At 54.1% G+C, this 23,686-nt stretch carries 18 protein-coding genes; 11 read left to right on the top strand and 7 right to left on the bottom strand.

Translation table 11 applies throughout. From position 1 onward, the window contains the following. Window positions 1–13: 13 nt before the first annotated feature. From KJI95_RS15325 to KJI95_RS15335, 3 genes are all read right to left on the bottom strand, one after another. Complete coding sequence (locus tag KJI95_RS15325; protein ID WP_214508059.1) at window positions 14–874, bottom strand: hypothetical protein; 861 nt, start codon at window positions 872–874, stop codon at window positions 14–16. 423 nt (window positions 875–1,297) lie between these two features. Then, entirely contained in the window at window positions 1,298–2,230 is a 933-nt protein-coding gene (locus KJI95_RS15330; RefSeq protein WP_214508060.1) for an ATP-grasp domain-containing protein, read from the bottom strand. Window positions 2,231–2,250: 20 nt separating this feature from the next. After that, window positions 2,251–2,691 carry a MaoP family protein gene (locus tag KJI95_RS15335; RefSeq protein ID WP_214508061.1) on the bottom strand — a complete coding sequence of 147 codons (441 nt, stop codon included), beginning with the start codon at window positions 2,689–2,691 and terminating at the stop codon, window positions 2,251–2,253. 134 nt (window positions 2,692–2,825) lie between these two features. On the opposite strand from KJI95_RS15335, the gene hdfR reads away from it, so the two are divergent. Next, window positions 2,826–3,704, top strand: a complete 879-nt coding sequence (gene hdfR / locus KJI95_RS15340; protein WP_214508062.1) for an HTH-type transcriptional regulator HdfR — start codon at window positions 2,826–2,828, stop codon at window positions 3,702–3,704. Window positions 3,705–3,738: 34 nt separating this feature from the next. On the opposite strand, the gene KJI95_RS15345 is transcribed toward hdfR, so the two are convergent. Beyond that, the gene (locus tag KJI95_RS15345; RefSeq protein WP_214508063.1) at window positions 3,739–4,101 is read right to left on the bottom strand and encodes a diacylglycerol kinase; all 363 of its coding nucleotides are present in this window, start codon (window positions 4,099–4,101) and stop codon (window positions 3,739–3,741) included. Window positions 4,102–4,577: 476 nt separating this feature from the next. Between KJI95_RS15345 and KJI95_RS15350 the strand changes: the two genes are divergently transcribed. From KJI95_RS15350 to KJI95_RS15360, 3 genes are all read left to right on the top strand, one after another. After that, window positions 4,578–5,576: a DNA ligase gene (locus tag KJI95_RS15350; RefSeq protein ID WP_214508064.1), complete on the top strand. Its 999-nt coding sequence runs from the start codon at window positions 4,578–4,580 to the stop codon at window positions 5,574–5,576. 96 nt (window positions 5,577–5,672) lie between these two features. Next, on the top strand, window positions 5,673–6,149 hold the full coding sequence (locus KJI95_RS15355; protein WP_214508065.1) for a low molecular weight protein-tyrosine-phosphatase: 477 nt from the start codon (window positions 5,673–5,675) through the stop codon (window positions 6,147–6,149). A 45-nt stretch (window positions 6,150–6,194) separates the two neighbouring features. Continuing rightward, entirely contained in the window at window positions 6,195–7,364 is a 1,170-nt protein-coding gene (locus KJI95_RS15360) for a nuclease-related domain-containing protein (RefSeq protein WP_214508066.1), read from the top strand. Window positions 7,365–7,419: 55 nt separating this feature from the next. Here the strand turns inward: KJI95_RS15360 and KJI95_RS15365 are convergent, their stop codons facing one another. After that, on the bottom strand, window positions 7,420–7,695 hold the full coding sequence (locus KJI95_RS15365) for an HU family DNA-binding protein (protein ID WP_214508067.1): 276 nt from the start codon (window positions 7,693–7,695) through the stop codon (window positions 7,420–7,422). 789 nt (window positions 7,696–8,484) lie between these two features. Here KJI95_RS15365 and KJI95_RS15370 point away from each other — a divergent pair. The 4 genes from KJI95_RS15370 to rplY all read left to right on the top strand — a co-directional run bounded on the left by KJI95_RS15370 (window position 8,485) and on the right by rplY (window position 11,518). Beyond that, the gene (locus KJI95_RS15370; protein ID WP_214508068.1) at window positions 8,485–9,891 is read left to right on the top strand and encodes a L,D-transpeptidase family protein; all 1,407 of its coding nucleotides are present in this window, start codon (window positions 8,485–8,487) and stop codon (window positions 9,889–9,891) included. 162 nt (window positions 9,892–10,053) lie between these two features. Continuing rightward, window positions 10,054–10,602 carry a peptidoglycan L,D-endopeptidase MepK gene (gene mepK / locus KJI95_RS15375; RefSeq protein ID WP_214508069.1) on the top strand — a complete coding sequence of 183 codons (549 nt, stop codon included), beginning with the start codon at window positions 10,054–10,056 and terminating at the stop codon, window positions 10,600–10,602. 50 nt (window positions 10,603–10,652) lie between these two features. Next, window positions 10,653–10,985 (top strand): hypothetical protein, encoded by a 333-nt coding sequence (locus KJI95_RS15380; RefSeq protein ID WP_214508070.1) that lies wholly within the window; start codon window positions 10,653–10,655, stop codon window positions 10,983–10,985. A gap of 245 nt (window positions 10,986–11,230) precedes the next feature. Then, window positions 11,231–11,518, top strand: a complete 288-nt coding sequence (gene rplY, locus KJI95_RS15385) for a 50S ribosomal protein L25 (RefSeq protein ID WP_214508071.1) — start codon at window positions 11,231–11,233, stop codon at window positions 11,516–11,518. Window positions 11,519–11,713: 195 nt separating this feature from the next. Here the strand turns inward: rplY and tamB are convergent, their stop codons facing one another. Then, complete coding sequence (gene tamB, locus KJI95_RS15390; protein ID WP_214508072.1) at window positions 11,714–15,856, bottom strand: autotransporter assembly complex protein TamB; 4,143 nt, start codon at window positions 15,854–15,856, stop codon at window positions 11,714–11,716. After that, window positions 15,853–17,694, bottom strand: a complete 1,842-nt coding sequence (locus KJI95_RS15395; RefSeq protein WP_214508073.1) for an autotransporter assembly complex protein TamA — start codon at window positions 17,692–17,694, stop codon at window positions 15,853–15,855. Before KJI95_RS15395 ends, tamB begins: the two co-directional genes overlap by 4 nt. Before the next feature lie 143 nt (window positions 17,695–17,837). On the opposite strand from KJI95_RS15395, the gene KJI95_RS15400 reads away from it, so the two are divergent. The 3 genes from KJI95_RS15400 (at window position 17,838) to hrpA (ending at window position 23,448) form a co-directional block, all read left to right on the top strand. Continuing rightward, the gene (locus tag KJI95_RS15400; RefSeq protein ID WP_214508074.1) at window positions 17,838–18,887 is read left to right on the top strand and encodes an isoaspartyl peptidase/L-asparaginase family protein; all 1,050 of its coding nucleotides are present in this window, start codon (window positions 17,838–17,840) and stop codon (window positions 18,885–18,887) included. A gap of 167 nt (window positions 18,888–19,054) precedes the next feature. Beyond that, window positions 19,055–19,471 carry a CBS domain-containing protein gene (locus KJI95_RS15405; RefSeq protein ID WP_214508075.1) on the top strand — a complete coding sequence of 139 codons (417 nt, stop codon included), beginning with the start codon at window positions 19,055–19,057 and terminating at the stop codon, window positions 19,469–19,471. 89 nt (window positions 19,472–19,560) lie between these two features. Further along, complete coding sequence (gene hrpA / locus KJI95_RS15410; RefSeq protein WP_250885878.1) at window positions 19,561–23,448, top strand: ATP-dependent RNA helicase HrpA; 3,888 nt, start codon at window positions 19,561–19,563, stop codon at window positions 23,446–23,448. The last annotated feature ends 238 nt before the right edge of the window (window positions 23,449–23,686 follow it).

Consider the following 23,686-nt stretch of genomic DNA (forward strand, 5'->3'; position numbering starts at 1 on the left):
CGGTAACAGGGAGTTAAAAACGGTAACTGACGGAAATCACTGGACCAAGGAAACTGAAGAAAATGTTGTAGTCGGCAACCTTGATGTTATCGCTTGCCTGGGTGATATCCACATCGACCCGGTAGTAGTTGTACGCCAGTGCCAGGGTCCAATTGTCAGCGAGGTTGGCGGTAACGCCGGCTCGGACATCGGTCAGGGCACCTTCCATATCATTGAGCTTAAGATAAAAGTATTGGCCATGGGCACTGAGTTCCCAGTCTGGCAAAAACTCATAGCGTGCCATCAGGCCAAGATCCGGCAGCGGCGCAGTCACATCGTTGCTCACTATCTGCGGAATAGGGCGCTGGCCGCAGAGGTTGCCGTTAAGCTCGGTGGCAAGACAGGCGCCGATTTCACCGGAAAACTCTGACTTGATAAACATGGTGTGCAGACCGAGGGTCAGTCCAAGGCTGTAATGGGTGCCTTCGAAGAGATCGTAACCGTAGCCCAGGCGCAGTATGTCGATGTTCAGGGTGGTATTTAGCCTGCCACCGGCGCGGATTTCATAGACAGTGTCATCTATCTGCACCTGAAACGGGCGGCTTATGGCGTTGGTTTCGGCGCTGCGGTGCAGCTGCTTCCAATCGGCAAACAAATGATGGCGATCGCCAAGGGCGTACTCGAGTTCGAGAAACGGCAAAAACTGCTGCTCAGCAAGTTGCAGATCGCCTTCAAAATCAAGCCGGAAATCTTCGCCGACTATTGGGTCGGTGACATCGATGCTGGAATCAGACTGAGAGTAAAATCCTCCCACTCGGATAGTCATGTCCTTGGCGAGCAAACACGGGCTGATCCCTGCCAGTGACAAACACAATACAGAAAGAAATCCCCGCATTGTCGCTCCTGATGTTTTTATTCGTTTGTTATTGTTTTAGGCGCAAGTGCACAACCTTGTTTTTGCAGCGATGGGGCTTTGTTGTATTCGCTAAGCCTTGATGCCGGGGGGCAGTGGCGTACCCATCAACACAAAAGTTACTGCTCATTTCAGGGCAATTGCGCTTAAGGGCTATCAAGCTTAAGGGTTATCGCCGGTTTACGCTGCAGGGATGAGTTTAACCACAATTCAGCCGGATTGTGAAATAAATGTATGCAAATGTGTTGGCTTTTTGCCGAAGATCAAAAAAGCACCCGATTGGGTGCTTTTGATAATCGCCAAACGCCAACTTTCATCTTGGGGGCAGTGTTTAAGGCAAGTGCGTTAGAAAACGCAGCATAGTGCTGTCTGAAAAACCGCCCTCAGTTTGGCAAAGGCGGCATTTTAGTCTGACGCCAACTCACTGCTGCCATTGAACATGCCAAGGCGGATGCGGATAAAGTGCAGGATTTGTGAGGCAATATCCACCTTAAGGCATGACTCGAGTCCTTCAAAACCCGGCGAGGAATTGGCTTCACAGATTTTATAGTGGCCGTTGTCGAACAGCAGGTCGATACCGGCGACGTCCAAATCGAGGATGTTGGCGGTCTGGGTGGCAAGCCACTCGATTTCGGGTGTGATTTCAAAGGGCAAGGCCGAGCCTCCGGCGCTGACATTGGCTTTGAAACTGTCTTCGGCGGCGCGCCGCTCAAAGCAGCCCACCACACGGCCACCAATGGTGAACACCCTCAAATCGCGGCCATGGCTGCTTGCGATAAATTCCTGCAATATGATGTTGGCATTTTTGTTTGTTGCCTCAATGAGTTGCATCAAATCATCGAATTCACGCGGCTTGTGGGATAAAAATACGCCGCTGCCCTGAGAGCCGGAAAGGGTTTTAATCACCACCGGAAAGCCGAGATGACTTTGCACCAGTTCAATATCGACCGGAAATTTGACCAGCATGGTCTTGGGGGTTGGCATGTTCTTTTCAGCCAACAGCTGCTGGGAGAACAGCTTGTCTTTCACGGTTTCGATGGCGCGGGACGAATTGAGGCAGTAAACCCCAAGTCGCTCCAGGTGGCGGATGATGGCGAGGGCAAAATACGTCGTGCCCGAGCCCATGCGCGGAATAATAAAATCGGGTAATTCCACCGGTTGGCCATTGAGCAGTATGCTCTTGTTGTCCTCCCGGGTGACGGTCAGATCGAATTCATCCGGCGCATAGACCTTGAGATCTATGTTGTCGGCCTTGGCGGCCTCCAGCAAACGTTGAATTTCGTAAAGTTCAGGTTTGAGCTGAGTGGCGGTTTCTTTATATAAAATCCAGCCGCGCATTCAGGGGTTAACCTTAAAAATCATGGTGTGTCCTCAGCTTCCTCGTCATCGGAAAGCTCATCGTCATCACCGATATCATCGACTTCGATATCGGTTTCAGGGGCGGTGGCGGGCACATGCACTGTGCCTGTCACGGCGTAGAAAGGCTTGCCTTTGGCAAGTTTGCAATACTTTATCCAGATCTGCTCCAGTATGCTACCCGGAGCCTTGTTGTTGCGCACAACATCGACAAAGTGTGCTTCTTCCGTGGTCAAGGGTTGACGAGAGCCCTCTGACAGGGCACGCATGGCGTCGCCATGAAGCTCGAGCAGCTCGGCTTCTTTATTGGTAAAGTCGCCGGAGCGACGAAACCCTTTGGGGAAATTGGCATCGTCATAGAAACGTTTTTTTGATTGAAAGCTGACCGGTTCAACTGTGCTGTACCCTTGGCAGCTTCCATAGGCAACTGACTGTTCTGACATTGTCTTTTCCTTGCAATAAACAAAAGCGTGTAGCGGGCTTTCCCTAAGCTGTGGGATAATTTGCAACTGGAGTATTGGCTAGTATCCTTGATTTAGGAATCAAAAAATTTTGGTCTTGTTGGTCAAAGAATTTTATGGACACTGATCTGCTTAAAACCTTTCTGGAAGTCTCCCGCACCCGACATTTTGGTAAGGCGGCAGAAAACCTGTACTTAACCCGAAGTGCCGTGAGCTTTCGGGTAAAACAACTCGAAACCATTCTCGGAGTCGAGCTGTTTGAGAGACAGCGAAACAATATTCAGCCGACGCCTGCGGGAGAGCGGATGCTTAACCATGCCGAGGCTGTGCTGACCGCATGGGAGCGCGCCAAGCAGGACGTGTCGTTAAGCCGGCTGCAATCAACCCAGCTGACCATAGGTGCTGGCCCCAATATCTGGGATGCGTTTTTGCAGGGGAATCTGCAGTCGCTGCATCAGGGATTGCCCGGCGTGGCGCTGCGCACAGAGGTATTGCCGCAAAATGTGATGACTCGTCAACTGATGGAGCGCACGCTCGACATGGCGATTTCGTTCGATCCACCCAAAATGGAAGATTACGAACAAATCCGCATCGGCGTGGTGCAGCTGTATCTGGTGAGCAGTGAGGGGCCGTTAACGCTGGCGCAGTGTCAGGAGCGGCATTACATCAAAGTGGACTGGGGCACGGCGTTTAACATTCTGCATGCGCAGGAGTTTGGCAATTTGCCGCTGCCGGTGCTGCATACCAGCTCATCCCGGATAGCGCTGGATTTTGTGCTCAATAATGGCGGCAGTGCGTTTTTGCCCGATCATATGGTCAGCCAGTTGCTTGAGCGCGGCGAGCTTTTCAGGGTGTCCGGTGCCCAGTCTATTCCGCGTAATGTGTACGTGGTGTATTGGGCGCAAAGTGATCGCCGTGACCAAATCGAGCGCGCGGTGTCGCTGTTGCAGCGGGATGACGACGAGCTTGCCGCCATCGCCGCATCGCAGTCGTAGCAGTAGCAGTAGCAGTAGCATTAGCATTAGCAGCTTAGAACAGCAGTACAGCTCCCCACACCACAACGCAGAGGGTCAGGCTCATAAATACCGCCGCAGAGGCGATATCTTTGGCCTGGCCTGAAAGTGGGTGGATTTCATCGCCAATCCGGTCGACCACGGCTTCAATGGCGGAGTTTAGCAGCTCAACGATGAGCACAATAAACACCGCCATGATCATCAATACCTTCTCGATGACAGTCACATCAAACCACAGCGCCAGCGGGATCATCACCGCCGCGAGCAGCAGCTCCTGTCTGAAGGCTGCCTCGTGAGTCCAGGCCGATTTAAGCCCCTTGAACGAAAAGCCGGTGGCGCGAATTACCCGTTTTATGCCGTGATTGTTGGCTGGTTTCATTGAGTTCCCCCGAAAATACATCTCACCGGTGCCGGATAAGACCAGCCGGTACGGTTTTGTTTGTTATCTTTTTGCCCCTGTACTTATAAAGCCAGTGCTTATAACGCCAATACCGGTATGCACACAGCTTGCGTGTACATCGGCAGGTCGCAAGCCGGTGCAGCAAAAATGGCGGCCAGTATATGCCAGTGCCGTCGACAATAACAATGAGTTAACGGGGCTGACTTGCGGATATCACTGCCGTTAACAAGGTCCGGTTTCGGGGCTTAGTAGAAGTTCTGTCTATACTAAAGGCCTCGGCCCGTGAATGCTTGCAGCAGCAATGGATTCAAGGCGCAGATGATGGCGGCAAAGCCGGTGATTGCCGCTGCAATTTTTTGACGAGTGTTTACCTGAAGCATTCACGCCACCGCTTCGGGAAGAGCTTGCGAAAGAACAGGATTTAAGCCGCTTAAAGTGGGAACAGGGAGGTTGCCATGAAACATGACAACATTCATTTTTTCTGTCTTTCGGTGTTTTATCGCCGTATTGCCCGCAGCGGCTTGATAGTTTGTGCTGGGCTAATTGCCGGTATGCTGCCACCAACTTTTGCCATCGGAGCCGAGAAGCCGCAGGCGGCAGATCAAAGCACAAGTCAGACATCTAAGCGCGCCGAGCCTGCTTCGATACCAGCCACTGCGCCCTTACAATTTGCTTCCAAAGTTCCTTTGCAACTTGCTACCAGCGCACCGCTGCCGCCTGACTCTGAAATTGCCGCCTACCTTGTCAGTGAAAAACTCGATGGGGTTCGCGGCCGCTGGAACGGCCGTACCCTCGAGTCAAGAACCGGCAATCTGATTGCTGCGCCTGCCTGGTTTACTGCGAAGTTCCCCAAAAACGTGACGCTTGATGGCGAACTTTGGGCTGGCCGCGGGCGGTTTGAATGGACCAGTGCACTACTGCGCTCAAGCGGGCGTGATAGCGACTGGCAGGCGCTGCGCTTTATGGTGTTTGACTCGCCCATGAATAATTTACCCTTTCGTGAGCGCCTCGTAAGGCTTGAAGATGTTATTGCAGCGAGCCACTGTGATTATCTTTTGCTTATTCCTCAGCTTACTTTCACCGATGTCGATTCACTTAAGGCGCACTTTTCACTCATGGTTAGTCACGGCGCCGAGGGACTGATGTTGCACCACGGTGATGCCCGCTACATTGATGGCAGAAATCCTTTGCTAATCAAGCTTAAACCCCTTAACGATGCCGAAGGGGAAGTGATAGGCTATAAGCCGGGCCGCGGTGAACTGACCGGCCTCATGGGCGCACTTAAATTGCGACTTGCAGACGGCAGTGAGTTTTTTCTGGGCACAGGTTTTGATTTGGCAACCCGCCGCACGCCGCCGCCCATAGGCACCATGGTGACCTTTGAGTACAACGGTCTGACAAAGAGCGGCAAACCCAAGGGAGCGCGCTTTTTACGGGTAAGGCCGCGGGAATAGCAGTGAGAATGCAGTGGATGTGGCCTAAACATATGCCGTTGAAGCGCGCTATTGTCACAATAACAACTTGATTTGCAAATAAGAGGTAAGACGCCGATGTCAGAGCCATTAAAGTCAGTGCTTTTTGTGTGTATGGGGAATATTTGCCGCTCACCGACAGCGGAGGCTGTGTTTCGAAAGCGCTCAGCGGCAGCGGGGCTCAGTCTTGAAATCGATTCTGCGGGCACCATTGCCTACCATCAGGGCGAAGCGCCGGATCCGCGGACGGTGGCCGCAGGCGCCGCCCGTGGATATGATTTTTCCGGCATACGCGCCAGACAGGTAACGGATAGCGATTTTGACCGCTTTGACCTGATTTTGGCCGCAGACAGGCAAAACCTTAAGGATCTCACACAGCGCTGCCCAGCAGAATATCAACACAAGCTGAGATTAATCTTGTCATTTGGCCACAGCAGCAATCAGGAAGTGCCGGACCCTTACTATGGCGGCAAGGCGGGATTTGAAACCGTGCTGGACTTACTTGAGCAAAGCAGCGACGGCTTGATTGCGGCTATTCGTGAGGGTGGCCTCTAACTGCCATCTCCGCACAAACTGCAGGTGTGACTTGGCTCTTAAGGATTGAAAAGGAATTTAATCATTAAAACAATATATTATTTTTTCTGCCTGATGCTGCTGCCTCTGAATGTTGGTTTTGCTGCTGCCAACGCATCCGAGGGTGACGCTCAGTCCAGTCCAATTCAAGCAAACACTCTGCAGCAGGGCAAGACATCGGTTAAACCTGATCAATATACCGAAGGGACCTGTTTGCTTATTGCCAGCGAGCGTGACCGCTACGCCGAAGGCAGTCGACAGCAGCAGGAATTGACTGCCAGCTTTCAACGTCACTGTGTCTCGCCGCGTAAAGTACAGGGGAAATCACTCGCTGAATTGGTAGAGAAAGCCGAGCTGGAAGATAGAGCAGGGGGAGTGACGGGGGCAAATGGTGCAGAAGGCGCAGAAGTGGCAGAACGCGCAAAGCGCAGCGCACAGTCTGAGGTAGCGCATCGGGGCACAGCTGTGGTTGCAGTGCCGGGCGCTCAGTCCCTTAGGGTCACTGACACCGATGTTTCGCTTCCGCCACATGAGCAAATACTGCGCTTTACCCTGAAGGGTTTGATGTTTCTGGTCTTAGGCGCTTTGCTGCTGGCACTTTTGGCGGCGGTATTTTCCACCAACTCTGCCAAACGCCGTGGCGAGCAGGGCGAAAAGGCAATAGCAGATATTATTCGGACGCATTATCGGGGTGAGCGATATGGCCTGTTCACCAATTTACTTTTTCCGGTGAACGGCGGCATGACAACAGAGGTAGATTTACTGCTGATAAGGCCAAATTTCGTCCTGGTGATTGAAAGTAAGCATTACAGCGGTTGGATTTTTGCGAGTCCCCACGCCAAAACCTGGAAACAGGTGCTGCATCGCAAACACTCGTCATTTCAAAATCCGGTACATCAGAACTTTGGTCATTGTGAGGCCGTAAAGGCGGCGTTTGGCATCGACGATGTAAGTTCTTTGGTGGTGTTTGGAGTCGATGCCACGTTCAAAACACCGTATCCCGACGGAGTCATTTCAATTGGCTCGTTAACAGCGACATTGCAACTGCTTGAAGATAGATATAGCGGTAAAAATTTAGATTGTTATCAAGAGTATATTTCAGTTGCCCGTGAAATTAAGCAAGCCTCGGATGACGACGCCCACCAACAGCATTTTCGTGCACTTGGCACACGCCTCGGCTCCGACCTATCAACCTGATACGAGCGCAGCGAACAGCATTACTCTCTGTTGCAGAGCGTTAGCGCATTCGGCCTCAGGCGTTAATTAACTGCTTTAATGCGGCCGATACCTTAAAACTTGGCTGGTTAAAGCCCACAGTTTCCATCAATTCACCCGTTTGTGGGTTTCGCACCTGCCGTGGCAAATGGTATCTCAATTCAAAGGTGCCAAATTGCGGCAGGTACAGGGTTTCACCTTCTTCCAGTGCCCGCTGAATTTGCACGAGAATTTCATCGAGTTGGCGTTTCGCGGCGCTTTGACTGATACCGAGTGTCTTTGCCATTTGGCGGCACAGGGTGGATTTATTCATGGATTGGTGGTCTTTCAGCTAAAAAAGCCGCCATTTATAGCAGCTTGAGCGCTGACTTCAACCAATAATGCCCGGCAGCGGCTTGTTTGCCGCCTTTGTATGCAATTGGCTCTGACGCTGAATGCTTTGCGATAAGGTTGCTCAGCCACTGCGGTATTGAGCGATGCTTTTTGATGGGCAAATTTTTATGAAGGCAAGCTTGTTCAAGGGGCAGCTTGTTGCATTTAGTGGCGCGTCGAGTCCTCAGCCCATTGGCGGCACGGTTTCTCGCTTTGTATGAGCAGATTTTTTGAATAACCAGCGCCGCAATCAGTTTTAGACAGGGCAAAGCGGCGGTGCGATGATGTAATGAGGCGGGCAGGGTCTTGCCCGACGTGCGCAGCGGTAAAGGGAGTGTCTATGGGGTCTATCCGCACATTCAGCAGCACTGTTATCAGGATAACCAGCTGCAGACTCTGCAACGTAGAAAAGCGCCGTCGCTTAAACGCTGCAATCCTCATTTTGCTGCTGAGCGGCGCTTTGCCAAATCACGCTTGTGCTAATGCTCCGGCATTTATTGCCAGCTCCGTCGCGCTCTTGGCCTTAGCACCTATCTTAACCTTAGCGCCTATCTCAACCTTGGCTCCTATCTCAACCTCAGCGCCTATATCTGCTTCCTCTACTTCAGATCTAGTCGGTAATATAGTTGCTATCGAGGGATCGGCACCTGTAAGCGTATCCGCAGCGATTGGCACAGCGAGCCTTGAAACCGAAAAGCGTGCCGGCGCAGTTCGGGCGCAGCTGCGGGACATGGCAACGCTGCTGTTACTGGTGTCGCCGGATAGCGATGGGCGACTGAGAGATGTGGTTGTCAGTATGGATTTGGACGAGCGAGCGCTGATGCGGGATATCGCGCTTCTGGGTGAAACCTGGCAGGCACTTGGTCTTGGCAGCCAACATCTGAGCCATCAGGGCCTGAATCATCACGAGCTGAATAATAATGATCTGACTATTGGCCCGGAGTCTGCTGTGCCGACGCCGGCCGATGAGAGTGCACAGGTCGACCTTGAGTCAGCCACGGGCAATCATCAGTTAACCCAAGAGGCATCGCCTGAAAGAGCGGGGGAGGCAGAGCTTGCCGCCACCCTCCGCGCCCTTGAGCCCGATGGCGACTATCCGGCGCTGATGCGGCAAATTCGTCATTTACTGCAACTTGCGGCAGCTGACTGGCCTTCGCTGACACTTGAGCAGCCATTAAGGCCGGGTGATACATTTTTTGAGATGCAGACACTGATTACCATGTTGCAGGCGCTGGCGGAGGCGTCGAGCGACCCGTTAAGTGACGGTCAGGCTATCACTGAAACGGGCTACTATGATGGCGCACTGGTGGAGGCGGTCAAAGCCTTTCAGCGGCGGCATGGCTTGTCACAGGATGGGGTTATTGGTCCTAAAACACTGAAATGGCTCAATATGACCCCAAAGGCGCGCGCGACGCTGCTCGCGCGGGGCTATGTCAAAAAAACGCGGGAAAGTCGCGCGCTGCCCGAAAGCTATGTGTTGGTGAATATTCCCGGCTTTTCCCTTGCCTTGGTTGACCGGGGCAATACAGTGCTGAGCTCACGGGTGATTGTTGGCAAACTGAGTCGTAAAACGCCGCTGCTTGAGAGCGAGATAAGCGCGGTGGTGGTCAATCCATCGTGGCGGGTGCCAAGGCGGCTGGTGAAACAGGATGTTCTGCCCAAGGTGGCCCGCGATGGCAGCTATCTTGCCCATAAAGGTTTTATTGTCACCGATTACGATGGGGTCGAAGTGCATGAAACGCCAGCTTTCTTTCAGCAGGCTGCCTTGGGGGCTTTTCCCTATCGGCTGGAGCAGCGGCCGGGCGACCACAATTCACTGGGGCGCTTTAAGCTGCATTTTGCCAACGATGACAGCATTTATCTGCACGATACGCCTGAAAAGCACCTTTACGGCCGGGCTAACCGCGCGCTGTCATCCGGCTGTGTGCGGGTTGAGAAAATCGCGGAGCTTGCCGACTGGTTTGCCCGCAATCGGGTAACCGATGCGCGCCGCTGGCAACAAACCCTGGCCGAGCCGCACACGACCCGCTGGTTCAGCATGAAACAAACCATGCCGGTGCGGTTTGTCTATTGGACCAGCTGGATAGACAGCGAGGGCAGGGCTCAGTACCGCGACGACATCTATGGCCTGCTTTAGCCCGGTTTTGTGGCTATTTTCTTGATTTTTAGTCAATCAGTGTCACGCTCAGTTTATACACTTTGTTTCAGCGCAGCATCGATGCAAGCTAATGCTTGATCATATGGGTCTTTCGTTATACTTTTCGTCTGAGTTGTCCAAAAATAATACAAAGGTGATTGAGTGACTGATTTCTCTCCTGCTCGCAGGCAATTATTGCTTGGGCTGGGCAGCGCGGCCATGGTTTCCATGATCTCTTCCCCCGCGTTTGCAAGCCGTTCAACCCAAGGCAGCAGGATGCTGACGATGTTAAACCTTCACACCCGCGAAGTGGAAAAAGGGGCGTATTGGGTCGATGGAACCTATCAAAAGCCGATTTTAACCGGTTTTGATCGCCTGCTTCGGGATCATCGCGCCAATGTAGCGGCGCCGATGGACAAGCGGTTGTACGATTTACTGTATTATTTGCAGGAAAATTTAAAGACCCGCGAAACCATCCATATCATTTCCGGTTATCGTTCACCCCAGACCAACAATATGTTGGCCAAAAAGAGTGGTGGCGTTGCCAAGAAGAGCCTGCATATGGAAGGCAAAGCGATTGATATCGCCATCCCCGGCATCAAGCTCGATAAAGTGCGTGATGCGGCCAAGGAGCTTCAGCTCGGCGGTGTGGGTTATTATCCCAAGTCGGGTTTTGTCCATGTGGATGTGGGCCGGGTTCGCAGCTGGTAAGTGGAAAGTGCTTGAGCTGACAAGCCGTAGACGCAGTCACTGATGCGAATGTGGCAATAACTGAGCTTATCGGCAAACACAGAAACTCTCTTTCTGGCAAGTACAGAAAAAGTACCGACAAAAGTACAAACAAACGAACATCAAGAGCCGCTCAGGAACTCCGGGCGGCTTTTTTGTTGCCATTTTTTAATGCTTTGCTTCTGCTTAGCGCTCTGCCGAAGTCAGGCTTTACTTTTGCAGAAGTGATGCTTGATTCTAGTGCCAGGGTTCGAATGGGTGTTGTTTTTGCTCTCTTAATCCGGGAACTCTCCTCACTGCTGCTGATAGCAGCATTGGTACCTGTCAATCTCAACTATCAATCTCAACTTACAGACTCAAATTAATAAACTCAGATTAATAAACTCTGCTATCACGCTCAATCTGCACCATCTAATCCAGCAATATACGCGCCGCTGACAAAAATACCCCATTCCATCAGCGGTTGACGCGTGGGTGCTGGGGGAAGTTTGCTTGCTGCTGGGTGATCAGTGTGTTAGTATTCGCGCGCTTTGAACTCTTCAAAGCGGGTGCAACCTGGTTGGTCGAAAATTGGGCTGCATTTTAACTTTTTGATATGAGTGATAAAAACATGTCTTACACTATTCCTGCACAAACCCGCACTGAGATCGGGAAAGGTTCGAGCCGCCGCCTGCGTCGTGAGGGTAAAGTTCCTGCTGTTATCTACGGTGTTGGCAAAGAGCCAGTTTCCATCGTATTCGAGCACAAGGACATCATCAACATCCAGACCAACGCTGACTTCTACACCAGCGAGCTGACCATCGTTCTGGATGGCAAAGAAGTTAAAGTACGCGCTCAGGCTATGCAGCGTCACATCTTCAAGCCGCTGATCGACCACGTAGACTTCGTTTACGCCTAATCGATTTTCGAGCTGAAAAAAGCGCCCATTGGGCGCTTTTTTTATGCCTGTTATTCCTGTTAGTTAGCTCGGTTTTCAATTGCTGTTGCTTGATGATTGCTAATGTCGGACTGGGTGGATGTGGCGTTTAGTGATGAGTATCAGAACCGGCATCAGGCTGGTGGGCGAGGGCCGCACCAGCCTGATGACGAGGTGTTATAAATCGAAGTTGTAATAGATATCCAGTGACTGGCCGAGGGTGCCGGACACGGTTTCGAGGTACAGCTGTGACAGCAGATAGTAGCGCACTGTCATTTCGTAGCCCGGGTTAAACACGCCAACCCCGTATTTCACCATCAGGTTTTCGCCGATGTAACCGCTGATGGCGACCTTGCCGTCATCGTTGGCATCGAGCTGCACATTGGAAAAACCAAAGCTTTCAACCAGCGAGGTGGCGGTGCTGCCAATATTGTTGATAGCGCCCCCCGACAGTGACGAGCTTACCGACAGCGCGGCGCTCATCATCATCGCGTTGTTATCACCTGTGCCGTTGGCATCAAATCCCTTGCCCTTGAGGATGTAGGACAGGATTTCGGCCTGCTCTTTGGAGGGGTTTGAGAACAAAGTGACCAGCGGCGCCATGCCGGTGCCTGTGATGCGCACGCCAGCCACCATGTCTTCTTCTTTGATTTCGCGCACTGCCTCGATATTGAGGTTCGGCAGCTGCGGCGGGCCGACAAACTGAACCTCGCCTTTAGGGATTTTCAGTGTTTGGCCCATAAACTTGTAGGTGCCACTTTTCACTTTCACTTCGCCGAACAGCAGCGGCGGCTTAAAAGCCTGTTGCTGCAGGCGGAGGGTACCATCAAGCTTGCCATGAAGGCCCATGCCGTCGATGCGTATTTCATCGCCAACCCGGATATTCAGATCTGCCGTCACGCCGTAGGGGCTGGTTTGCTCGGCGGCCTGGGCAATGGAGTCGTTAAACACCACGTCGCTTGAAACCGCCACGCCGCCATCGGCAAGCTGAACAATCTTGATTTGGCCGGTGGGGATATTAACGCTGCCTTTGACATCCATCATCGCGGAATCGAAGGTCAGCTTCAGATCCGGCGATACATCCAAAAGTGCCATCGGCGGAACAATGACTGCAAGCTTGTTGCCTTTTACCGCGAGCTCACCGCTGAATTTGCCGTCCGGCCAGGCGAGGGTGCCATCAATGCCGCCATCACCATTGCCCATCAGCCAGTTACCGGAAAGACTCGCCTGCTGACCGGCAAAATTCATCGCCAGATTCAGGTTACTGAGCAGGGTTGGGTTTGAGCTTGCCGAAAAGGCCGCATTTTTAAGGGCAAGATGACCGCTGACGTTGGGCTGCATCAGGCTGCCAGCGAGCGAAAGTTCGCTGCTAATCACCCCTTCGAGAGTATCCAGCTGGGGCAAAAATTCTTTCAGCGGTGCAAGGTTTACCCGCTCAAGATTGATTTGACCATCAAGGCGCCTGTCAGGGGTAACCGCGACTTCAATGTGGCTGTTGATTGACGCAAGCCGCTCCGATAAAAAGGTCAGATCCGTTACCAGCGCCGCCGGTGTCAGAGAGGCTTTAAGCGAAACGTCCTGATAGCCAAGCTCGACAATCTGGCCCTTGGGGCGCTTCATGGTAAATTCGCCCGGGCTCAATACGAGGCTAAGCTCGCCCGATGGCTTGGTTTTGCCGCTCCAGCGCACCGTGCTGTCAAGGCTTGCCTGCCCAAGCCAATCCACATTCTTTGGCAGCAGTTTATCTATCACCTTGCCGGGCTCGCCGCGATAACTTAGCTGAATATCGCCGCGCTCACCGAGTACGGCATCTTTAACCAGGCACAGATTACTGTGCTCATGGTTTAAACAGGCGGCGCTGAGCAGGCCCTGATTTATGTCGAGTTGCCAGTTAAAGCGCATCGGCTGCGACAGGGTCCAGGCGCCAAACTCGGTGCCGAGATTAAGACTGCTCAGGGTCGCGTTAACCTTCCGGCGCTTGTCATCAAACTCGCTTTGCAGCTGAGTTGCGAGCACCAAATCGCCAAAGGTCTGGGCTGTCAGGCTTTGACGATTCAAATCCCCCTTGGCACCCACGGTCAGCGATTCCAGTTTGCGGCCGGCGAGGTTTACCTGCTCGGCCTTGGCCGACAGTGAAAACTCATGCTGACTCAGTGGCTGATACAGCCCCTTGATATTGAGCGTCGTGAGGGACACGCCGCCAAGCAGCAGACCATCGCCGCTGGCATTGAGGCTGACCAAAGGCGCTTTTTGTGCGCCGCTCACTTCAAAGCGAGCGTTCAGGGTGCCATCAAAGTCAGCGCCAAGGCTTGAGAGATCCGGCGCGTTGAGTTCACCCAAAAAGGCCCAGCGCTCTTTGGTTTCGCCGCTTAGCACCAGCTTGGCGCCAAGGGCGGTAAGTTCGAAGTCTCGGGCGCTCAGGTGCAGCTGGTCATTCACGCTGACACTGCCAGCGGCCGTGACCGGAAATCCATCCAGCTCGCCGTTAAGCTGCGCTTTTTCAAGCGCCACCTGCCAGTGAAGGGCGTTTTCATCGGCAAAATCCAGTGTGCCGCTGTTAGCAAAGCGGCCGCTGACACTGCCAGATGGCAGGGGCGCTGCACCTTCAGGCAGGATGATTTTGGATGGCTGAATATTGTCCATCACCACATTGGCCTGCCAGCTGAGTGCTTTTTGGTAATCCAAAAAGCCGTCGAGACTCAGTTTGCCAAGCTCGCCGTCGGCGCTGAAACTTGCGATATCAAGCTTTTGATTTTCATGTTGAAGCTTGGCATCAAGGGTAAGCGGCGCGTTAAATGGCGTCGTTACCTTGCCGCTAAGCTCGGCGCTTTGGCCATTGAGGGTGCCGGAGGCGTTAAGCTTAAGCGCCTCGGCAAGGTACTCAGGCTCCTTGAGCGGCCATCCGGCGCGGGCAGCCTCCAGGGATAGGGTAAAGGGCAGCTCGGGGTTGGCGGGTTTGGCGGTGGCGCTGAGATTAAGCTCAACTGTGCCTTTGGCGCCAAGGCTCAGCGCAAGCTCAGTCATGCTGCCTTTGGCGTTAAGACTCAGAGCCTGCTTACCGAGTTCGGGCAGGATTTTGGGGCTATCTGCGGATGCATTCAGCGCGATATCGAGGGGATAGTCCTTGCTTAAATCCACCATGCCCTTAAGCGACAGGCTCGCCTCGGGATGGGTGATTTCAAGCGTTCTGATGTTAAGCGATGAGCCCAGCATCAGCGCGCTTAATTTCACAAGATTTATCTGCTCCTGATGGGCGGCAATATCCAAGCTGGTATCGGCAAGCTCGGCGCCAAGGATATCGATATTAAGCGGCAGCACCACTTCAGGCAGCTGGGCCAGTGGCCAGCTATTTGCGTCACTTTCAGAGCCCGTGGCCGCTTTGGCCGCTGTGGCAGAAGTGACAGGGTTGGCACTGGCAGCGTTGGCTGTGCCTGGGTTTGCAGTGCCTGAGTATGCAGTGCCAGGATTAGCAGCGTCAGGCGCGCTTTGCGTGTTTGTCGTTACAGCTCCAGTCTCAGCTTTATTGGCATCAGCCGCCGCATTGGCAGCAGCGTCTGTGACTACCTGGGCTGTAGTAGTGGCTGCGACTTGCTCCCCAGCCGGTGCATCAGCAGGCGGAATAAACACGCTGAGGCCCTGGGAACTGAGCTTTGAGATAACCAAGGTCTCATCCCACTCGGCGGCGGCATCAAGGCGTGTTGCCCCAAAGCGCATCGCATCCACACGTATGTCAGCCTGATTTATTACCGCCGAATCGAGGGCAATGCTGAAGGGAAGCTCAATCGGGCCACTTGGCTCCTCTGGCTCGGGTTTGGGCTCACCCGCCGGCAGCGACGCTGTGTCGATGGCAACCTCAAGGCCTTGGATATCAAGCGCATTAACGCAAAGCCTTTTGGTCAGCAAACAGGATGGCTGCCAGCCAAGGTGCAGGTTATCGGCTTTGACATCAATGCCGTCCATCGACCAGGCGACATCGGCGAGGGTCAGTGCCTTGTTCAGCGTGCCTTCGACATAGGTCGCCTTGAGATTGGGGACGAATTTTACCGCCAACGCAATGGCACTGCGGGCGCCAAAGCCGGTGCCAAGTATCAGCGCGGCAATGATAAGCAGCGCCAGCGGCACGTAAACCACAGTGCGGACACAGAGTTTAAAAAGACCCCAGGGGTGATACCAGCGGCCTTTGGGCGTTGACACCTGCTCGCTGGCTGCGGGCTTGTCGCCGGCAGCTGTGTTGTCACTGGCTGCGGTGTTGTCGATAGCTGGATGGATTGACTGAGCGCCAGCGTCTTGCTCGCCCGGTTTATGTTTATCAGTACTCATAGCTCGCTCCCCATGGTCAGGTGAATACGCCAGGAGCGCTCAAGGGTTTCGGTTTCATTCAGGCCAACACCCACATCAAATTTGATGGGGCCGATGGGCGAAATCCAGTGGATCCCGCCGCCCACCGACACCACAGGTTCAAACTGGTCTTTATCAAAGGCATTACCCGCATCGACAAAGCTGCCAAGGCGCCAGGTGGGAGTGAGGTAGTACTGATATTCAACACTGCCAACGGCCAGATAGCGGCCGCCGACTACTTCGCGGGCGGTCACGCCGTCGGAGTTGGTGTATTCAAAGTAAGGCCCGAGCTCCTGATAGGCATAGCCGCGGATACTCTGATCGCCACCGGCAAAATAGCGCAGCGACGGTGGCACCAGCGCCAAATCCGAATCGCTCACCAGGTTGAGGCCAAAATCGGCGCGGGCAACGATTCGGTGCTTGTCAAAGAAGGTATCAATCCACTTGAACTTGGCCTGAATACGGGTCAGGCGAGTGTCGGAGCCAAGGCTTGGATCGGCATAGTCGAGGCTGTAAGAGTGGCGATAGCCCCATTTGGGGTCGAGACTGGCATCGCCGCGCACCGTGCTCGACAAACTGAAACCACCGAGTAAAAACAGCGGATCGTAGTCAATTTCGGATTGGGTATAGGCTTCGCGGATAAAGTCGACCGAATAGCCCATCAGCCAGCCGCTTTCCAGGGTTTGCTGGCGCAGCGCGCCAATAAGCTGCTTGCTCGATTCAAGCTGGCCGGTGTTGGCAAAATCCAGCTCCTCCGGCACATACACCTGGGTCACACCGTATTTGTCCCGCAGGAGCCCCAAGCGAATTTTCAGCTGATCATCGAGAGGATGAGTAAGGGGTATGGTGTAGGTGGTTAAAAACTTCGGCCGGTCGGGCGACCACTCAAGGCTCGTTTCCTGCGAGTGGCCGTGGCGGTTTATTTGCGGCGTACGCCAGGTAACCCGCACCCGCGGCTCAAAGGCGCTGTCTGAACTTGAGCCGATATCGGCGCCAAGACCAAGCTCAATCGAATGATCCGGGCGATTTTCAACTTCGACCCTCACCGGCACCTGACCGTCGCTGGCCTTGTCGATTTGTGGTAGCACCTTTATCGAACGGAAGTAGCCGGTTTCCTGCAACTGGCTGTTAAAGGTCGACAGGCGGCGGGTTGCGTAGGGCGACTCTTCATCAAACGGAATGAGTTTATCCAAAAAGCCGTCTTTCAGGGTTGAGCCTTCAAAGGTGACAGTGCCAAAGCGGTAACGCTCCCCTGAATTAAAATGCAGGCTGATGGTGGCGCGGTTTTCGTCGCGATTGACGCGGATTTCAGACTTGGCATAACTGCCGTCAAAATAACCGCGCGATAATGCCAGCGCGCCAAGTTCGGCTTTGACGCTTTCATATTTGCCGTGATTGAGCACATCGCCGGGTTTAAGGCTGACGCCGTCAAGCCAGCGGGAGAAACTCGGGTCATGCAACATGTCGCCATGAAAGCGAATGTCGACCCAGTCGATGCGGGTCGGCTCGCCTGCGGCCACGTCAAGCGTGAGCTGCCAGGGGCCTTTTTCAGGCCGCTCGAGGGTCGGCGTGAGCTCGCCGTGGTAGTAACCCACCGACTGCAGCGCTGCGGTCACGCTGTCATCGACGTTGAACAAAAAGGCGCGCCGCTGCACTTCGTTTTCCGGCAGCGTGCCAAGGTGGGCGAGGATATTTTTGCTGAGCGCTTCATCAACGCCTTTGACGGTGACGCGCAGAACAGGATCGGCGCCAAGCACCAGAGGAGAGAGAGTCAGGGTCGCAGCAAAAAGCCCGCCCCGGTATAAGGCTGAGAATTTCAAGGTGCGCAAAAATCCAGAATTGCTGTCAATATTCCATTGAATTCAATTGTCACCCCATCAACTGTCGCAGGCAAGTTGGGATTGAGTTAGCATGCGAAAATCGTTAAAAAGAACACAGAGTTGTCACACGAAAGAAGGATAACATGCACAAAACTCTTGCCCTCGCAACCTTGCTCTTAAGTTTTGGAGTCACTATGCCGTCCCATGCAAAATCCGATACCCCAGCGGCTGACCGTCCGTTCGGGATTGCTATCCACGGTGGTGCCGGCACCATTTCCCGCGCCAAACTCACCGAGGCGCAGGAGAAAGAATATAAGGCCACGCTGGAAAAGGCGGTGAACGCCGGTCACAGTATTCTGGCAAGCGGCGGCGACAGTCTGGATGCCATCAAGGCCGCCATCAATATTATGGAAGACAGCCCGCTGTTTAACGCAGGCGTCGGCGCCGTGTATACCTTTGATGGTGCCCACGAGCTCGATGCGTCGGTGATGGACGGTAAAACCATGAATGCCGGCGCGGTTGCCGGGGTAAAACACATAAAAAACCCCATTGATTTGGCGCTGCTGGTAATGAATAAGTCAGATCATGTGATGCTTGCAGGCGCGGGCGCCGAAGAGTTTGCCCTGACCCAGGGCATGACATTGGTGCCGGCCAACACCTTTGATACCGAGCCGCGTTATCAGCAATTGCTCGATGCCAAGGCCAAAATCAAGGCCGCAGAAGCGGCCACCAAGGATTTTCAGGCGTCAGCCACCAGTCTGGATCTGGATTACAAATTCGGCACAGTGGGCGCCGTGGCGCTGGATAAAAACGGCAATCTTGCCGCCGGAACCTCCACCGGCGGCATGACCGCCAAACGCTTTGGCCGTATTGGTGACTCACCGGTTATCGGCGCCGGCACCTATGCCGAAAATGGTGTCTGCGCCGTGTCGGCCACGGGCCATGGCGAGTACTTTATCCGTTATCAGGTTGCCGGCGATATCTGCGCCCGCATCAAGTACCAGCAAAAAACGGTGCAGGATGCCGCCGATGAAGTGGTGATGAAACGCCTGGTCGGGGCGGGCGGCAGCGGCGGCATTATCGCCATCGATGGCAAAGGTAACATCGCCATGCCCTTTAACACCGAAGGCATGTACCGCGCGAGCCGCGTTGGCAATGAGGCGCCGGTGATGATGATCTGGAACGACAGATAAGGCATCAAGACCGAACCGCTTTGCAGTCCGAGTGCAAACCCCTTGGCGAAACCCTGTAGTTTGGTGAAGTCATGGAGTTTGCCGATTGACACAATCGTAATCCTTGACAAGCGAAAGGCGCTGTTTTTTCCTACAATGGGAAATGAACCATCTGACAGGGGAATGCCATGGATTCGATTAAGGTCAGAGAGCATATGGACAGGCAAGCCATTTTGCTCAAGCCTGACATGACGCTTGCCACTGCAGTTGAATTATTGCTGCAACATAAAAAGAACGGTGCGGCTGTGGTGGATGAAAGCCAGCATTTGGTTGGCTTTCTGTCGCAGCAGGATTGTTTGGCTGTGATGCTTAAAAGCAGCTATCACTGTGATTTAACGGCAATTGTGGCCGACTGTATGCGCTCAGAAGTGTTGTCGGTGAGCCCGGATGACAGTGTGCTTCGGCTTGCCGAGCAGATGACAGGTGCCAAACCCAAGATTTATCCGGTGGTTGAAAATGGCCGAGTGGTTGGCACCATCAACCGCACCAATGTGCTGGCCGCGATGAATACCTATATGCAGCAGTGCTATCTCGCGCCCGCGTAAACGCGCCTGCCTGCCCAAAAAAGCCCCGCTCGCGGGGCTTTTTTATACCCAAAGCCGGCACTTCTTGTTAGGATCGGCCTCTTTGTTTGATGTATTGGAAATCGGTTTTGAGCGCTTCACACCACCCGCTATCCCGAGCTTATTTACAGGAATGTTTTCAATCGGATGCCATGCGTATTCGCCGCGAGCTGCGCGATGTTGAGCGGCTCAAAGACGAAGATGCACGGGCCGAAAAACTCGCCTCGCTGACGGAGCGCGCCAAGGCCGCCCAGGCCAAAGTCGAGGCGCGGCTTGCCAACCGGCCGGCGATTGAATACCCCGATAATTTACCGGTTTCGCAAAAGCGCGATGAAATTGCTGCCGCCATCGCCGCCCATCAGGTGGTGATAGTGGCCGGTGAAACCGGCTCGGGCAAAACCACCCAGCTGCCAAAAATCTGTTTGGAGCTTGGGCTTGGCAGCCGCGGCATTATCGGTCACACCCAGCCACGGCGTCTGGCCGCTCGCAGTGTGGCAAACCGGGTTGCCGAAGAGCTTAAAAGTCCGCTCGGTGAAGCGGTGGGCTTTAAGGTGCGCTTTGCCGATGCCATCAATGAAAACAGTTACATCAAGCTGATGACCGACGGTATTTTGCTGGCGGAGTTGTCATCCGATAAGTTCCTTAACCAGTACGATGCCATCATCATCGACGAGGCCCATGAGCGCAGCCTCAACATCGACTTTATTCTGGGCTATTTAAAGCAGTTGCTGCCCAAGCGCCCGGATCTGAAACTTATCATTACCTCGGCTACCATCGATGTGGACCGTTTCTCCAAACACTTTGGCAATGCGCCTGTGATTGAAGTGTCGGGCCGCACCTATCCGGTGGAAACCCGCTACCGCCCCTTGGTCAAAGATGATGCACCGGATCTTGACCAGATGGACGGCATCTTCGAAGCGGTTGAGGAGCTGATGGCCGAAGGCCCGGGCGATATTTTGATATTTATGACCGGCGAGCGGGAAATTCGCGACACCGCCGAGCAGCTCTCCAAACGCCATTACCGCGATACCGAAGTGTTGCCGCTGTACGCAAGGCTCTCCTACGGTGAGCAGTCCAAGGTGTTTAAGCCCCACAGCGGACGGCGCATCGTGCTTGCCACCAACGTGGCTGAAACTTCACTTACGGTGCCCGGCATTCGCTACGTGATTGACCCGGGTACAGCGCGCATCAGCCGTTACAGCTATCGCACCAAGGTGCAGCGCCTGCCGATTGAACCTATCAGTCAGGCCAGCGCCAACCAGCGCCAGGGCCGCTGCGGCCGGGTAGGGCCGGGCATTTGTATTCGCCTGTACGATGAGCAGGATTTCCTGTCGCGGCCGGAGTTTACCGATCCGGAAATTCTGCGTACCAACCTCGCGTCGGTGATTTTGCAGATGCTCGCCATCGGTCTTGGCGATATCAAGGGTTTCCCCTTCATTCAGCCGCCCGATGAGCGCCATATCAAAGACGGCTTTTTGCTGCTTGAAGAACTTGAGGCTATCCGCCTTAAAAAAGGCGAGCCGCAGATGACGCCCCTTGGGCGTCAGCTTGCCCATGTGCCGTTGGACCCAAGGCTTGCGCGCATGGTGCTGGAGGCATCTAAGCGCGGCGCGCTCCATGAGGCGCTGGTGGTCACCTCGGCGCTCTCCATCCAGGATCCCCGCGAGCGCCCGGCAGAGAAAAAGCAGGCCGCCGATGAGTCCCATAGTCGCTTTGCCGACAAAGACTCTGACTTTGTCTCGCTGCTGAACCTGTGGAATTACCTTAAAGAGCAGCAAAAGGCGCTGTCGGCGAGTCAGTTCCGAAAGCTGTGTCAGCAGGAGTATCTGGCTTATTTGCGGGTGCGCGAATGGCAGGATCTCTACACCCAGGTGCGCCAGAGCGTGCATGAGCTGAAACTCAAGCTCAATACTGTGCCCGCCGATTACGACAGCCTGCACCGCGCCATTTTGTCGGGGCTGCTCAGTCACATCGGCTTTAAAGACAATAACAACGAGTATCTGGGCGCCCGTAACCGCCGCTTTTATGTGTTCCCGGGCTCGCCGCTTGCCAAAAAAGGCCCCAAGTGGATAGTCGCGGCTGAGCTTACTGAAACCAGTCGTCTGTTTGCCCGTGGCTGCGCCAAAATTGAGCCTGAATGGCTTGAAGAGCTGGCCGCACATCTCATTAAAAAGCAGCACAATGAGCCGCACTTTGAGGCAAATCAGGGCGCGGTGGTGGCGTTCGAGAATCAGGTGCTGTACGGCCTCACCATAGTTAACCGGCGCAAGGTGCAGTACGGCGCCATTAATCCGGAGGAAGCGCGGGAAATCTTTATTCGCTGCGCCCTTGCCGAAGGTGAGCTTAAAACCAAAGAAGCCTTTTTCCTGCATAACCAAAAGCTGCTGGAAGAGGTGGAAGAGCTTGAGCACAAGTCCCGCCGGCGCGACATTCTGGTGGACGAGCAGGTGCTGTTTGATTTCTACGATGCCCGCCTGCCGGAAGGTATTTTTAATGCGCCGAGGCTTTACAGCTGGTGGAAAGAGGCCAAACGCAAAGAGCCAAATCTCCTCAACTTTACCGAGGAGATGCTGTATGCCCGTAGCACAGGCCATGTGTCCAAACTCGATTTTCCTGACAAGTGGCAGCAGGGCAACTTAAGTTTTGCCGTGAGTTACCAGTTTGAGCCCGGCACCGACGATGACGGCGTCAGTATTCATATTCCGGTGGCGCTGCTCAATCAGGTTGAAGACAGTGGCTTTGATTTTCTGGTGCCGGGGTTACTTGAAGAAAAGTGCATGGCGCTGATTAAATCCCTGCCAAAGGCGCTGCGGCGTAACTTTGTACCGGCGCCGGATTATGCCCGCGCGGCGGTGGAGTCCATGGACAAATCCCTGCCCTTGTTGGAGGCACTCGCCAAGCGGCTGTTGCGGATGACAGGCACTAAAGTGAGCGGCGAGGATTTTGCCGAGGCCGAGCTGCCCATGCACCTTAAAATGAACTTCATTATCGAAGATGATAACGGCAAGCCGGTCGCCCGTGGCCGCGACCTTGATGCACTCAAGGCGTCGCTTCAGGGGGTGGTTGCCAAGGCCATTCGTCAGGTGGCTAAGGCAGGCATAGAGCAAGCTGGGCTTACTGAGTGGACTATCGATGAATTGCCTTCACAGTACCAGCGCCGCAAGGGAAGCTACGAAGTGAAGGCATACCCAGCGTTGGTGGATGACAAATCCAGTGTTGCGGTGAAACTCTTTGATGATGAACATCAGGCAAAAATGGCCCACGCGAAGGGCGTTAGAAGGCTGCTGCTTATCAATATTCCGTCACCGGTGAAGCACCTGCAGCAGGCGCTGCCGAATAAAGCCAAGCTTGCCATGTACTTTAACCCCTTCGGGCAGGTGCAGCTGCTGATTGACGACATTATCGATGCCGCGGTGGCGCAGATAATGGATGCGAGCAAGCTGGATGTGCGCAGCAAAGCCGGGTTTGATGCCGCAAGGGATGCGGTGCGCGCCGAGCTTAACGAAGTTGCCGAGGGCATAGCGCTTAAGGTCGAGCAAATTCTCACGCTGCACAACGGCATCAAAAAGCGCCTCAAGGGAAAAATCAGCCTCGATATTGCTTTTGCCATGAGCGATATTCAGGCGCAGCTCGACAAGCTGGTGTACAAGGGCTTTGTGGCCGATTGCGGCTATAGTCGTTTGGGCGATGTCATTCGCTATCTTAAAGCCATTGATTATCGGTTGGAAAAACTGCCGGTTGACCCAACGCGGGACAAGCTGCAGCTGCTGTCGGTGCAAAAGGTTGAGCAGGCGCTGGCGGCGCAGCTTGCCAAGGTGCCCAAAAGCTTGCCGGTACCGGCGCATTTGCTGGAGGCGCGCTGGCTGATTGAGGAGCTCAGGGTGTCACTCTTTGCCCAGGTGCTCGGCACGGCGGTGCCGATTTCTGAAAAGCGGGTACTGCTGCATATTCAGCAGTAAAGCCGCCCGCAGTCATGCCGGCTGAACGCCTGTCGTTTAGCCTAAGCCGCTTGGTCTAAGTCGCTTGGTCTAAGCCGCTTGGCTTTGCATCGACAACGGCAAACGTAAAGGCGTAAGCCGGTAAAACGTAAGGCATGTTTCTCTTCCCAATGGCGCTTCGGCGCCATTTTTCTTGGCTCTTCACTTCGGGCGAATACACGCGCGCTTTGGCAGCGCTGTTTTGAACTTTTACATCGCA

The organism is Shewanella jiangmenensis (assembly GCF_018596335.1).
Classification (GTDB): domain Bacteria; phylum Pseudomonadota; class Gammaproteobacteria; order Enterobacterales; family Shewanellaceae; genus Shewanella; species Shewanella jiangmenensis.